The sequence below is a fragment of the Paenarthrobacter sp. NPDC090520 genome (genome assembly GCF_044769205.1).
GTDB lineage: Bacteria > Actinomycetota > Actinomycetes > Actinomycetales > Micrococcaceae > Arthrobacter.
On record NZ_JBIVXM010000021.1, the window covers coordinates 44049 to 56392 of the forward strand.

Here is a 12344-nt window from a genome sequence, read left to right on the forward strand (position 1 = left end):
TGCCATGACCATGACTTACTCCGGTACCACCGCACTGATCACCGGCGCGAGCTCTGGCCTCGGAGCCGAGTTTGCCTCCCGGTTCGCTGCCCGCGGCGCCAACCTGGTTCTCGTGGCGCGCCGGGCCGACCGCTTGGAGGATCTGGCCCGGGACCTTCGCGCCAAGCACGGCGTGACCATCACCGTCCTTCCCCTGGACCTGGGCCGACCCGGCGCGGGCCGCGTCTTGAAGGACGAACTTTCCGGCCGCGGGATCGCAGTGGACACGCTGGTCAACAATGCAGGCTTTGGAACGCGGGGGCCGTTCGTGGAAGAGGACGCTGACGTCATCGCCTCGGAGATCGCCCTCAACGTGTCCGCCTTGGTGGACATCACGCGCGCCTTCCTCCCCGGACTGCTGGCGTCCGGCAAGGGGGCCCTGGTGAATGTTGCCAGCACGGCGGCTTTCCAACCGATTCCGGGCATGGCCGTCTACGGCGCCACCAAGGCGTTTGTCCTGAGTTTCACGGAGGCCGTAGCCCACGAGACCAAGGACGCGGACCTGCGTGTTCTGGCGCTGTGCCCCGGAGCCACCCGGACGGAGTTCTTTGAGGTCCTGGGCAGTGAGTCCGCAGCTGTTGGCGTCATGCAGACGTCCGAACAAGTGGTTGAGACCGCGCTCAAGGCACTTGGTGGCAAAGCGACTCCGGCCAGTGTGGTGTCCGGCTGGGCCAACCGCGTGGCCGCTGGATTCGCCCAGCGTTTGCCGCGCGCGCTCACGGTTGCCATCGCCGCCCGCGCTGTGCAGGACTGACAGCGTTGCGGGGCCGCTTTGCGCTCCGCAACGGCCTCGAGGCACGTAGAGCTGGCCACACAATTCGAAACCCATGCGACACACTTGAACGCATGGAGGACATGTACAAGGTATGAGCCACACGTCGAAGTCGTCGGACCAAGAGAGCAGCTTTCGCCTGCTCTATGAGTCCCTGTATGAGGACCTGCACAAGTTTGTCCAGCGCAGAGCCCACCCGGACCACGCTGACGACGTTGTTGCCGAGACGTTCCTGGCAGTGTGGCGGAGGTTTCAGGACGTACCCGCTGGGCATGGTGACGCGAGGGCATGGACTTTTGGAGTGGCCCGCAACATCCTGCTCAATACGCTGCGCGGAGACCAGCGCCGCCAAGCCCTTGGAGTCCGCTTGGCAGTGGCGGCTGCCGTGCAATCTCCGGGCGAAAGCATGGACGTGATTGTGGACAGGGTTGACTTGGGCCGGGCATGGAATGTGTTGTCGGCCGTGCACCAGGAAGCCCTGGGTCTTGCCGTCTTCGAAGAACTCAATGCAACACAGGCCGGAGTGGTCCTGGGTATATCCCCTGTGGCCTTTCGGCTGAGGCTGGGCCGGGCACGCCGGGCACTTCGATTGTTGATGGACCACCCGCCCGCGGTTCCCGCGGAATTCACTTCCGAGCTGATGAGGACAAAAACGCCATGAGCCCGCGCCAAGACACCGACACTTTGCTGCAATCCCTGGACCCCGCGAAGGCAAGTCGAATCGATGCTCACCGGTCCCGGTCGGATCTGGTGCGCATCCTTTCAACGGATCCCTCGAAAGCCCACTCCAGTCCGAAGAAAAGGACGTACCGGCGCCCGGCCGTGCTGGGCGGAGCCGTGGCTGCGGTGACGGCCGGTCTGCTGGTTCTTCCGGGCCTGACGGGAGGGGACCAAGCGTTCGCGACCTGGACGGCCGTGCCCTCCGGCATGAGTGCCAAGGAACGTCATGACGTGGCCGAGGAGTGCAGGGCGTCCAATAGAGACGTCGGCGGAGGGATGTACAGGGATGACCTCGCGACGGCCAAGGTAGCCATTTCCGAACGCCGGGGAGCCTGGACAACCGTTGTTCTTGCGGGTCAGGGCGGATTCTCAGCCCTCTGCATCACCGACGATTCCTTCCAACTCTTTGGCAAGTCTCGGATGGGCTCCATTGGCGGTCCGGCAAACACCGCTCCTCTCGGGCCCCGGGACCTGCGCTCCATGGCATTGGGCACGGGAACCATGGGCGCAGGAGATATTTCCCTTGCGGCAGGCGAGGCGGGTTCCGCCGTCGTTGCAATGACCTACCAGAGCAAAACCCAAGGTGAGGTGGCTGCCACCGTGTCTCTGGGGCGCTTCGCGTTGTGGTTGCCCGGGGAGGAACTCCGGGACGCCTCGTCTGCGGGCATGGACGTTATGGTGACGTACGACGACGGCACTACCGGGGTGCGGACGCTTTCCTTCGAGGAATGAGCGGTCAGCCCGCTGCCGCCTCCAGGCGTCGGAGTGCTGCTGCGCGGCCCTTGTGGCCCAAGCGTTCGTCGAGGGTGATGGAGATGCCAAGGGCTGCGACCATGACCAGCATGCACACGGGTACCGAGGCTCCGGCTGCGGCCAGTGCGATGCTTCCGGCAAGGACGGCTACCACCATGGCAGTGCTCCACAGTACGTGCTTGTCCACGCCCAGCATGGCGGTATAGAGAGTGGTCAGCGAGACCTTGAAGATTGCCACGGGAACTGCGATCCAGGCTACGGCGGCCGCCGCGCTGATATGGGCTTCGTGGTCGATGAAGTAGGCCGCAACGTGGAGCCCTGCGCCGGTTGCGGCGATGGATGCGAAGACGATCATGTGGCCGTAGCCGAAGAGGAACGAGCGGTGGCGCTGAAGGTGGAGTGACTTGCCGGAGGGAAGGATGAAGTAGATCCACCACATCCCGAAGGCCAGCCCCGTTCCACCGATCCCCACCACGGCTGCCTCCAGGGACCAACCGTGCAAGGCAACGATCGCTCGGAGGGTCTCAATGGCACCAATCAGGCATTCACCCAAGGCAATGATCGCCAACAAGCCGTAGCGCTCGGCAATGTGGTGGGCGTGCCAGGGGGTACGCATCTTCCGCTCTGCGAGCCCGGGGACGGACATTTCCAGGATGAACAGCGGTGCGGCAAGGAGGAAGGTTGTGAGGACGTCTGTCTCGATGACCAACGCGGCCACCCAGCCAAGCTGCACCAGGGCCAGGTACTTGGCGTAGCGGAGGCACGTCTCGCGGCGTTCCGGGTCCTGTTTGGCTGCCCGCAACCACTGAAACACCAGGGCCAAGCGCATCACGATGTAGCCGATGAGGATGGCCACGTTGTTCACGTGGTCGCCCTCCAGCAGCGAATGGAACATCGGCTCGATGCCCATCGCGAGGATCAGTACGCCGATCATCTGGACCATGGTGACTACGCGGAACACCCAGTCATCGGTGTCGTAGGCACTCGCGAACCAGGTGAAGTTCACCCATGCCCAGATCACCGCGAACATGGCATAGCAAAATCCGAGCAGGCCGGCGCCGAAGTGGGCATCGGCCACGTTGTGCGCCAACTGGCCCGCCGCCACGCTGAAGGCGATGACGAAGGTCAGGTCGAAGAACAGCTCCAGGGGCGTGGCGGTGCGGTGCTTTTCATGCGGATCGCGTCCGCCCATACGTGCCAGGGCATGGCGAAGGGGATTCGTGGACATAGCTCAAAGGTTACCGCCGGAGAAGTGGCTGGCGCCGGGGTCGCGGAAATGCGTCGAAACCCCCGGAAACTTCCGGAGGAACAAGCAGGCTTCCCGCGAACCCGCCGGAGCTCCTGCCTACACCCGGCCCAGGACGTCGATGTCTTCGAGGAACTCCTGGTAGACCTCGTCGCTGACGGTGGTGCGGGTGTCCGCGATCGCGTCGAGGTAGTCCTGCGTGACCGGTCCCTTTCGGCCGTTGGTGGCGGCAGCACCGTCGTCGTACACGGCTTTTTCGAGGGCGCGCTGGGAGGCGCTGCGGGCGGCGAACTCGATGTCAGCGGGCGAGAAGCCTTCGGTCCGGTCCACCAGGAGGGAGACGTCCACAGAATCCACCACCGTTGCCGGGATGAAGCGCTGCCACATGGCTTCGCGGGCGTGGATGTCCGGCAGGCCGATGGGGATGACGTAATCGAAGCGGCCGTGGCGGAGGAACGCCGTGTCCAGGGCACGGATGAAGTTGGTGGCGCAGACCAGCAAACGGCCGGGTTGTTCGCGGAAGGCCGGGATGATCTTGAGCAGTTCGTTGGTGACGCCCTGCAGGGGAGAGGGTGGGTCGCCGGCACGTTGGGAGGCGATCTCTTCCACCTCGTCGATGAACACCACCGCGTGTTCCAGCTCGGCGATTTCCAGGAACGTCTCCCGGAGTGCTCCGGCGAGGCCCTTGGGGTCGGACGCCAAACGCGAGGGGAAGACTTCCACGAACGGCCACTCCAGCCGGGACGCGATGGCCTTGGCGAACGTGGTCTTGCCCGTGCCGGGAGGGCCGAACAGGACCACGGCCCGCGGCGGGACTACGCCGAATTCATCGGCGAGATCGGCCTCGGCCAAGGGCAGCACCAGCCTGCGTTCCAGGAGTTCCTTCTCCCGCTTCATGCCCGCGACGTTCTCCCACAGGTCGCGGGCCAGGATCCGACCGCCGAGCAAACTGAGCGGTTCCAATTCCTGCCGTTGAACGGGGATGGTCCGTTCGAAGTAGCGCAGGTTCTTCTTCACCACGAAGCCGCGGCCAAGGAAGGCCTCCACCCGGGTTTCGGTTTCCGGCATGAGCGCGGAGAGCTTGTTCAGCCCGTGCGGGGCCATGCGGTTTTCGACGGCGGACAGCAGCGAAGTGCCGATCCCACGGCCGCGGAACTCGGTCAGCGTCGCGAGGAAAACCACCCAGCCCTGGTCGTGCGCGGCACGTCCGACGGCGGCGCCCACCACTTGGTCGCCCTGCACCGCCACGACTGCGTGGTCTTTCTCGCACGACGCAAGGACCTCGGACAACGCGTACACCGGCTCCACGCCATCGGCCTTCAACGACTCCCACAGATGCAGGATGCCGTCCAGATCGGATGAGTGGAAGTCCCTGATACGCCAGTTGGTCATGGCCATGTCTCCTGAATGGTCAAAGTGGATCGCCGTTGATGCCTTGGAGTTGAGCATAGGCGAACCGCGCCAACAGGAGGTTGCGGGACCGTTGCGTTACGCGGACACTACTGGACCGGACGCAGCCGCAAACCCTGCATGCCGCCGTCGACCGCCAGCGAAGTTCCCGACGTCGAACCTGAAAGCGGACTCGCGAGGTAGGCCACGGCCCCGGCCACCTCGGCGGGATCCACCATCCGCCCGTGAGGTTGGCGTGCGTTCAGTGCTGCACGTTCGGCAGCAGGATCCGCAGCGGCATCCAGCAACCGTCCAACCCACGGCGTGTCTACCGTGCCCGGGTTCACGCAGTTGACGCGGATCCCTTCACGCACGTGGTCGGCCGCCATGGCGAGCGTGAGGGAAAGGACCGCACCCTTCGACGCCGAGTACAGCGCACGCTGCGGGAGCCCCGCCGTCGCCGCGATCGAGCAGGTATTCACGATCGTGGCGGCCGGCGACTCGCGCAAGTACGGCAGGGCGGCCCGGCTGACACGCGCGATGCCGACGACGTTGATGTTGAGCACCCGGAGCCACTCGTCGTCGTCGTTCGTGGCGATGTCGCCTTGGGCGCCAATCCCGGCGTTGTTGATCACGACGTCCAGCCGACCGAACTGCTGGGCTACACGTTCGACGGCGGAACGCACCGAGGCGTCGTCGGCCACGTTGCATTCCACGCCGAAGTGCGGGCTGGCTTCCGGGTTCAGGTCCAGGACGGCCACCTGGGCGCCCCCGGCGGCGAGGCGGTCCGCGATGGCCGCCCCGATGCCCGAAGCGCCTCCGGTCACGAGTGCCGCGAGGCCTTCAAAGTCGTTGCCCACAGTGGTTGCCACGGCCTAGGCGTTGGAGCTCACGAAGGAAACGGGCTGTGCCGCACCTGCCACGGCTCGGTAGTACTCCTGCCGCTGGCGTCCCAGGCCATCGATTTCCAGTTCGATCACGTCGCCGGGCTTGATGAACGGGAATCGTCCGGACAATGCGACGCCCTCGGGGGTTCCTGTGATGATCACATCGCCCGGTTCCAGCACCATGTACTGGCTGAGGTGGTGGACGATCGTGGCGGCATCGAAGATCATGTCCGAGGTGTTGGAGTCCTGGCGGATTTCACCGTTGACCAGGGTCCGCAGACGCAGGTTGCCGGGTTCGACGTCGGCGGCCGGTACCAGCCAGGGGCCCAGCGGGGTGGAGCCAGGGAGGGACTTGCCCTTGGTCCACTGCCCGGCAGCGCCAGGAATCTGGTAGTCGCGTTCGGAGAGGTCGTTGGCCACGGCGTACCCGGCAATGCATTCGCCGGCCTCGGATATGGACGAAAGGTATGACGCTTCCTTGCCGATCACGATGGCCAGTTCAACTTCCCAGTCGTACTTTTCGGACGACGGCGGGATGGGCGCCGGATCGAACGGGCCACTGATGGTGTTGCTCGGCTTGAGGAACACCACTGGAACCTCAGGCGGGGTGGCGCCTGATTCGGCAGCGTGGGCGGTGTAGTTGAGGCCGATGGCGATGACGGATCCCGGACGCGAAACCGGCGCTCCGATGCGCAGGCCTTCGGCGGAGATTTCTTCCAGTTCCCCGGATTCCAGCGCTTTGCGGGCCCGTTCGATGCCATCGGCGGCGAGGAAGCCGCCGTCGATGTCGTTGGTCAGTGACAAGAGGCTGAAGTACTTCTCCGTGCCGCGGGCGTCCTGGGCGATGACGGCCGGTTGTTCGTTTCCGGCCGTACCCAGCCTGGCGAATTTCAAGGTCATGGCTTCCTCCGTGCGTTCGGGACTAACATCCGAGCTCTAGTGTGCTGTTCTCGTCCATAATACGGAAATGTGACCCGTTGACAACTAAGACATCGGATGTTTAGGCTCGTGACAATTCCTCTAACGCGCAGCCAGGAGCCGCATGAGCATCGTCACCGCACTGGATACCTTTGATATCCGCTTCCCCACCTCGCTGGAACTCGACGGCTCGGACGCCATGAACCCGGACCCTGACTACTCGGCCGCTTACCTGATTCTTCACACTGACGCGGCAGACGGGCACGAGGGCCACGGTTTCGTGTTCACGATCGGTCGCGGCAATGAGGTTGAACAGGCTGCGATCGACGCGCTGAGGGATCACGTCCTGGGCCGCAACGTCGAGGAACTCCTTGCTGACATGGGCGCCACCTGGAAACTCTTGGCCCACGACTCCCAGCTCCGCTGGCTTGGCCCGGAGAAGGGCGTGATTCACATGGCGATCGGTGCGGTGGTCAATGCCCTGTGGGACTTGAAGGCCAAACGTGCCGGGTTGCCACTGTGGGAGATGCTTTCGGACATGAGCCCGGAGGAGCTCGTTGCCCTGGTGGACTTCCGTTATCTGACGGACGCTTTGACCCCGGAAGAGGCCCTCGACATCCTCCGGGCCGCCGAGCCGGGACGGGACGCACGCCGCTCGCGACTGCTCGCTGAGGGCTACCCCGCGTACACCACGACGCCGGGCTGGCTGGGTTACAGTGACGAGAAACTGATCCTGCTGGCCAAGGAAGCCGTGGCCGACGGATTCAAGCAGATCAAGCTCAAAGTCGGGGCGTCACTGGAGGACGACGTCCGGCGTGTCCGGGCTGCCAGGGCCGCCGTGGGTCCGGACATCCGGATTGCTGTGGACGCCAACCAGCGATGGGATGTGCAGGACGCCATCGACTGGATGGCACACTTGGCGCCTTACGACATCGCGTGGATCGAGGAACCCACCAGCCCGGACGACATCCTGGGCGCCGCGGCCATTGCCCGCGGCGTGGCTCCGATTCCCGTGGCCACAGGGGAGCACGTCCAGAACCGGGTGGTGTTCAAGCAGTTGCTGCAGGCCCAGGCCCTGGAAGTGTTGCAGATCGACGCCGCGCGAGTGGCCGGAGTCAATGAGAACATCGCCATCCTGCTGCTCGCGGCTAAGTTCGGCGTGCGGGTGTGTCCACATGCCGGCGGAGTGGGCTTGTGCGAGGCCGTGCAGCACCTGTCCATGTTCGACTACGTGGCGGTTTCCGGGACCAAGGAAGACCGGATGATCGAGTTCGTGGACCACCTGCACGAACACTTCGTAGACCCCGTCGACGTCCACGCCGGAGCCTACTGGCCGCCCGCCAAGCCCGGCGCCGGGAATGAGATGCTCCGTGAAACACTGGCCCAATACAGCTTCCCCGACGGCCCGGTCTGGAAGGACAAGCATTGATCAAGCACGCACCATGGTTCGAAGAAGCCCGGTTTGGCATGTTCGTGCACTGGGGGCTGTACGCGCTCCCGGCCCGGCACGAGTGGGTCATGAACCGGGAAGAGATCGGCGTCGAAGCCTACGAACAGTATTTCCGGCGCTTTGATCCTGACCTCTACGATCCACGCGAGTGGGCCCAGGCCGCACGCAACGCCGGGATGAAGTATGTCGTCCTGACCACCAAACACCACGACGGCTTCTGCCTCTGGGACTCCGCGCTGACGGACTACAAAGCCACGAACACGCCCGCAGGCAGGGACCTCATCCAGCTTTACGTCGAGGCGCTCCGGGCCGAGGGGCTCAAAGTGGGCTTCTACCATTCGCTCATCGACTGGCACCATCCGGATTTCACCATCGACGGCGTGCACCCCCAACGCAACGCTGCCGACGTGGAACATCTCAACAGCGGACGCGACATGGCCCGCTACCGCGAGTACCTGCACGGCCAGGTGCGTGAGCTCCTCAGCAACTACGGCACCATCGACTACCTGTTCTTCGACTTCTCCTACGCCGGCCATCCTGACTTTTGGGGCGGCAAAGGCAGCAAGGACTGGGACTCCGAAGCCTTGCTCGCCATGGTTCGGGAACTGCAGCCCGGGATCATCGTCAATGACAGGCTGGACATTCCGGGAGACTTCGTCACGCCCGAGCAGTACCAGCCGGCCGCGCCGATGATGCTCGACGGCGTCCCGGTCACCTGGGAGGCTTGCCAGACGTTGAACGGCAGTTGGGGCTACGACAGGGACAACCTGGACTACAAGTCTGTTGACCTGCTCATCCGCATGCTCGTGGACGGGGTATCCAAGGGTGGCAACCTGCTGCTCAATGTCGGCCCCACAGGCAGAGGGAATCTAGACCCAAGGGCCTTGGCATCCTTGGAAGGGATCGGCGAATGGATGAAGCTGCATTCCCGCGCCATTTACGGTGCCGGTCCCTCTGCTTGGACCGCGCCGCCGGATGCCCGCTACACGCAGCGCGGAGACAGGCTCTATGTGCACCTCTTCGCGTGGCCTTTCGAATACGTCCACCTCCCGGGTTTGGCCGGAAAAGTGGAGTACGCCCAACTCCTCAACGACGCCTCGGAGGTCTTCCTCCGCGAGGTGGACCCCGAACAGCAAGCCATGAACATGACCCCGGGCGGCCAGCCAGCGGGGACCCTGACCATCAAACTCCCTGTGCAGCGGCCCGATGTGGCAGTGCCCGTGCTGGAGCTTTTCCTTGCACCGGAGACCGTCGATGGGTGAGTCGATCGCACTCCACACCCGCCTTAAGCCCGGAGTCGAAGCGGAGTACGCCGAAGCCCACGCGAACATCCCGCCCTCCTTGGTTCAGGCGCTCAAGGACGCGGGTGTCCGAAACTGGCGGATTTGGCGCAGCGGCCAGGACCTCTTCCATGTGGTGGACGTGGACGATTATCAGGCAATGCGCCGCGCGCTCGCCGACCACCCCGCCAATGTGCCCTGGCAAGCCCGGATGGCTGAACTTCTTGAGGTCCAGGATGATTACTCCGGTGACGATTCGGGTATCCAGAAGGTATGGGAATTGCCATGAACACTCAATCCGCTGAAATCCCCAAGCTCGGGAGACTCGGCTTTGGTGGGGCCGGGATCGGGAACCTCTACCGTGCCATCCCTGACGGTGAAGCGCTTGCCACCGTGCTCGCAGCGTGGGACGCCGGTATCCGGTACTTCGACACCGCCCCGCACTATGGCCTCGGTCTGTCCGAACAGCGTCTGGGCGCAGTCCTCCGGGACAAGCCGCGGAACGAGTTCGTCATTTCCACCAAGGTTGGCCGCGTGCTGGAACCCTCCCCGGACGGTGGCCGGGACCCAGAGGGCTTTGACGTCCCCGCGGACAAGAGGCGTGTGTGGGACTTCTCCGAGTCCGGCATCCGCCGCAGCCTCGACGATTCACTGGAGCGGCTGGGCCTGGACCACGTGGACATCGCCTACCTCCACGACGCCGACGTTCATGACCTGCAGTTGGGGATCTCCCAGGGCCTTTCGGTGTTGGAAAAACTGCGTTCCGAGGGCGTGGTCAAAGCGATCGGCGTGGGGCTCAATTCCGCCGAAGCCGCCCTCGAATGCGTCGAAGCCGCGGACCTTGACCTCGTGATGCTCGCCGGACGCTACACGCTGCTTGAGCAGCCCAGCGTCCCGCTGCTCGACCGCTGTGTGGAGCGCCGCACCGGCGTCGTGAACGTCGGCGTCTTCAACTCCGGGCTGCTGGCCCGCCCCGAAGTGCCCGACGATGCCCACTACAACTACGATCGAGCGCCGCGCGCCTTGGTGGAGCGTGCCCGGGCGCTCGCGGCTGTCTGCCGGGATTTCGGCGTGGAACTCCCGACGGCGGCACTCCAGTTTCCGCTGAGGCATCCGGCCGTCGTCAACGTGACAGTGGGGGCCAGCGCTCCGGAGCAGGTGGTGGAGAACGCCGCCCGCATGGAGGAATCCGCACCCGAGGAGCTGTGGGCAGCGTTGGAGGCCGTGCCGCGTGATTGATGCGCATCTGCACTTGTGGAGCCTTGACTCTTTCGTCACTGGAGGGGTCCGGCCCTACTCGTGGCTCGGGCCGCAGCATGGCGCATTGTTCCGGAGCTTCGGTGAGGACGAGGCCGGCGAGGTCCTTGCTGCTGCAGGTATGCGGGGCGCGGTGTTGGTGCAGGCCGATGACACGGTGGCTGACACAGAGAGCATGTTGGCCGTCGCAGGGCGGCAGCCGTGGGTTTTGGGCGTGGTGGGCTGGATCCGGCTGGATTCACCCGGCGAGGCAGCTAACCAACTGGACCGTTTTGCAGCGAATCCCGTGTTCCGGGGAGTACGGCATCTGGTGCACGATGATCCGCGTGACGATTTCCTGGATCTGGCGCCTGTGCGGGAATCCCTTGGTTTGCTGGCTGGGCGAGGGCTTGCCTTTGACGTTCCCGACGCTTTCCCCCGTCATCTCGGAGCAACCGTCAGGCTGGCACAGGAGTTGCCCGGGCTGACCGTGGTCCTGGATCACTTGGGGAAACCACCTCTCGGTGACCCCGACGGCATGGAGCTGTGGCGGACGGAGTTCAGTGCCCTGGGAAGCACAGGAAATGCCGTGGCCAAGCTGTCAGGGTTGCACTTGCCCGGCGTTGAGTACTCGGCGGATTCGTTGCGTTGGCTCTTCGGGTTTGCGCTGGAGTGCTTCGGCGCCGACCGCCTGATGATCGGCAGTGATTGGCCGGTGAGCACATTGGGGGCGCCGTATGGCAGGACACTCGAGGTGCTTTTGGAGCTTGTCTCAACCCTGAGCCCGGCGGAGCAAACGGCAATCCTTGAGGGGACGGCGATCCGCGCCTACGGTCTGGACGCCGGCGCAGGCTAAAGCGCCTGCCTTAGCCAGTTCTCCACGCCGCTGATATGCACGGTGACCAGCGCTTTGACGAGTTCGGCGTCCCCGCGCTCCAAGGCGTCCGCGATGGCCCGGTGCTCTGCCAAAGTATGCGCCACGGCTTTTTCCTGCGTGAGACCACGCCAAATCCGGGCGCGGACCGTGCTGCTGGACAGGGCTTCCAAGAGGCTGCCGAGATAATCGTTCCCGGCCGCTTCGGTAATGATGCCGTGGAACTCCAAGTCGTGGGCAACGAGTTCCTCCACTGGGGTGTTCTCGTCGATGCCGGCCATGGTGCCACGGAGTTTGTCGATCTCTTCCGGCGTGATCTTTCCGGCTGCCAGGTGCGCAGTGGCGGGTTCGAGGATCCGGCGGACCTCGAAGAGCTCAAGGATGGAGCGGTCCTGGTGCAGGTCCACGACGAACGCCACGGCTTCGTTCAGGAGTTTTGCATCCAAGCTGGTCACGTAGGTGCCGTCGCCGCGCCGCACGTCCAGCACACGGATGAGTTCCAGTGCCTTGACGGCTTCCCGAAGCGAACTGCGGGACAAGCCCAGCCGTTCGCTGAGTTCCTTCTCCGGCGGAAGCCTGTCGCCGGCCTTGAGTTCCCCGCGGATCAGCATGTCCTTGATCTTGCCGATCGCCTCATCTGTGACAGCCATGGACCCATAGTAGACGGCAATGATCGGATGTCTGCGTTCGCCGCGTTCTCACCCAACTGGGTCGCATTTGTGCGCGTTTAGAGCGCTCAAAACGCGCACTTCTGCGACTCAGTTGGGTTCGTTAACCAAC

The 12344-nt window shown here is 64.4% G+C and carries 13 protein-coding genes; 8 read left to right on the plus strand and 5 right to left on the minus strand.

Features of this window, described 5'->3' with window-relative positions; all coding sequences use genetic code 11:
- Nucleotides 1–4 precede the first annotated feature (4 nt).
- From ACIQTZ_RS20055 to ACIQTZ_RS20065, 3 genes are all read left to right on the plus strand, one after another.
- Nucleotides 5–793 (plus strand): SDR family NAD(P)-dependent oxidoreductase, encoded by a 789-nt coding sequence (locus ACIQTZ_RS20055; protein WP_402983267.1) that lies wholly within the window; start codon nucleotides 5–7, stop codon nucleotides 791–793.
- A 112-nt stretch (nucleotides 794–905) separates the two neighbouring features.
- On the plus strand, nucleotides 906–1472 hold the full coding sequence (locus ACIQTZ_RS20060; RefSeq protein WP_402950216.1) for an RNA polymerase sigma factor: 567 nt from the start codon (nucleotides 906–908) through the stop codon (nucleotides 1470–1472).
- Entirely contained in the window at nucleotides 1469–2263 is a 795-nt protein-coding gene (locus ACIQTZ_RS20065) for a hypothetical protein (RefSeq protein WP_402983270.1), read from the plus strand. The genes ACIQTZ_RS20060 and ACIQTZ_RS20065 overlap by 4 nt, the downstream gene beginning before the upstream one ends.
- A 4-nt stretch (nucleotides 2264–2267) precedes the next feature.
- Here ACIQTZ_RS20065 and ACIQTZ_RS20070 read toward each other — a convergent pair whose 3' ends face one another.
- The 4 genes from ACIQTZ_RS20070 to ACIQTZ_RS20085 form a co-directional block, all read right to left on the minus strand.
- Nucleotides 2268–3512: a low temperature requirement protein A gene (locus tag ACIQTZ_RS20070; RefSeq protein WP_402983271.1), complete on the minus strand. Its 1245-nt coding sequence runs from the start codon at nucleotides 3510–3512 to the stop codon at nucleotides 2268–2270.
- Nucleotides 3513–3629: 117 nt separating this feature from the next.
- Nucleotides 3630–4922, minus strand: coding sequence for an ATP-binding protein (locus ACIQTZ_RS20075; RefSeq protein WP_402983273.1), 1293 nt, complete (start codon nucleotides 4920–4922; stop codon nucleotides 3630–3632).
- Between the two features lie 107 nt (nucleotides 4923–5029).
- On the minus strand, nucleotides 5030–5791 hold the full coding sequence (locus tag ACIQTZ_RS20080; RefSeq protein ID WP_400333595.1) for an SDR family NAD(P)-dependent oxidoreductase: 762 nt from the start codon (nucleotides 5789–5791) through the stop codon (nucleotides 5030–5032).
- 3 nt (nucleotides 5792–5794) lie between these two features.
- Entirely contained in the window at nucleotides 5795–6706 is a 912-nt protein-coding gene (locus ACIQTZ_RS20085) for a fumarylacetoacetate hydrolase family protein (protein WP_402983276.1), read from the minus strand.
- Between the two features lie 142 nt (nucleotides 6707–6848).
- Between ACIQTZ_RS20085 and ACIQTZ_RS20090 the strand changes: the two genes are divergently transcribed.
- The 5 genes from ACIQTZ_RS20090 to ACIQTZ_RS20110 are packed head-to-tail and all read left to right on the plus strand — an operon-like array spanning nucleotide 6849 to nucleotide 11546.
- Nucleotides 6849–8153: an enolase C-terminal domain-like protein gene (locus ACIQTZ_RS20090; RefSeq protein WP_402983278.1), complete on the plus strand. Its 1305-nt coding sequence runs from the start codon at nucleotides 6849–6851 to the stop codon at nucleotides 8151–8153.
- Nucleotides 8150–9436 carry an alpha-L-fucosidase gene (locus tag ACIQTZ_RS20095; protein WP_402983281.1) on the plus strand — a complete coding sequence of 429 codons (1287 nt, stop codon included), beginning with the start codon at nucleotides 8150–8152 and terminating at the stop codon, nucleotides 9434–9436. The genes ACIQTZ_RS20090 and ACIQTZ_RS20095 overlap by 4 nt, the downstream gene beginning before the upstream one ends.
- Nucleotides 9429–9743 (plus strand): L-rhamnose mutarotase, encoded by a 315-nt coding sequence (locus tag ACIQTZ_RS20100; protein ID WP_402983284.1) that lies wholly within the window; start codon nucleotides 9429–9431, stop codon nucleotides 9741–9743. The genes ACIQTZ_RS20095 and ACIQTZ_RS20100 overlap by 8 nt, the downstream gene beginning before the upstream one ends.
- Nucleotides 9740–10693 (plus strand): aldo/keto reductase, encoded by a 954-nt coding sequence (locus tag ACIQTZ_RS20105; protein WP_402983287.1) that lies wholly within the window; start codon nucleotides 9740–9742, stop codon nucleotides 10691–10693. The genes ACIQTZ_RS20100 and ACIQTZ_RS20105 overlap by 4 nt, the downstream gene beginning before the upstream one ends.
- Nucleotides 10686–11546 (plus strand): amidohydrolase family protein, encoded by an 861-nt coding sequence (locus ACIQTZ_RS20110; protein WP_402983290.1) that lies wholly within the window; start codon nucleotides 10686–10688, stop codon nucleotides 11544–11546. The genes ACIQTZ_RS20105 and ACIQTZ_RS20110 overlap by 8 nt, the downstream gene beginning before the upstream one ends.
- Here the strand turns inward: ACIQTZ_RS20110 and ACIQTZ_RS20115 are convergent.
- On the minus strand, nucleotides 11543–12214 hold the full coding sequence (locus tag ACIQTZ_RS20115) for a FadR/GntR family transcriptional regulator (RefSeq protein ID WP_400333613.1): 672 nt from the start codon (nucleotides 12212–12214) through the stop codon (nucleotides 11543–11545). The genes ACIQTZ_RS20110 and ACIQTZ_RS20115 overlap by 4 nt on opposite strands.
- Nucleotides 12215–12344 lie beyond the last annotated feature (130 nt).

Coding starts and splice junctions, on each gene's coding strand:
- ACIQTZ_RS20060 (WP_402950216.1), top strand. CDS start 906: ATGAGCCACACGTCGAAGTCGTCGGACCAAGAGAGCAGCTTTCGCCTG.
- ACIQTZ_RS20070 (WP_402983271.1), bottom strand. CDS start 3,512: ATGTCCACGAATCCCCTTCGCCATGCCCTGGCACGTATGGGCGGACGC.
- ACIQTZ_RS20100 (WP_402983284.1), top strand. CDS start 9,429: ATGGGTGAGTCGATCGCACTCCACACCCGCCTTAAGCCCGGAGTCGAA.
- ACIQTZ_RS20105 (WP_402983287.1), top strand. CDS start 9,740: ATGAACACTCAATCCGCTGAAATCCCCAAGCTCGGGAGACTCGGCTTT.
- ACIQTZ_RS20115 (WP_400333613.1), bottom strand. CDS start 12,214: ATGGCTGTCACAGATGAGGCGATCGGCAAGATCAAGGACATGCTGATC.
- ACIQTZ_RS20075 (WP_402983273.1), bottom strand. CDS start 4,922: ATGACCAACTGGCGTATCAGGGACTTCCACTCATCCGATCTGGACGGC.
- ACIQTZ_RS20090 (WP_402983278.1), top strand. CDS start 6,849: ATGAGCATCGTCACCGCACTGGATACCTTTGATATCCGCTTCCCCACC.
- ACIQTZ_RS20055 (WP_402983267.1), top strand. CDS start 5: ATGACCATGACTTACTCCGGTACCACCGCACTGATCACCGGCGCGAGC.
- ACIQTZ_RS20085 (WP_402983276.1), bottom strand. CDS start 6,706: ATGACCTTGAAATTCGCCAGGCTGGGTACGGCCGGAAACGAACAACCG.
- ACIQTZ_RS20065 (WP_402983270.1), top strand. CDS start 1,469: ATGAGCCCGCGCCAAGACACCGACACTTTGCTGCAATCCCTGGACCCC.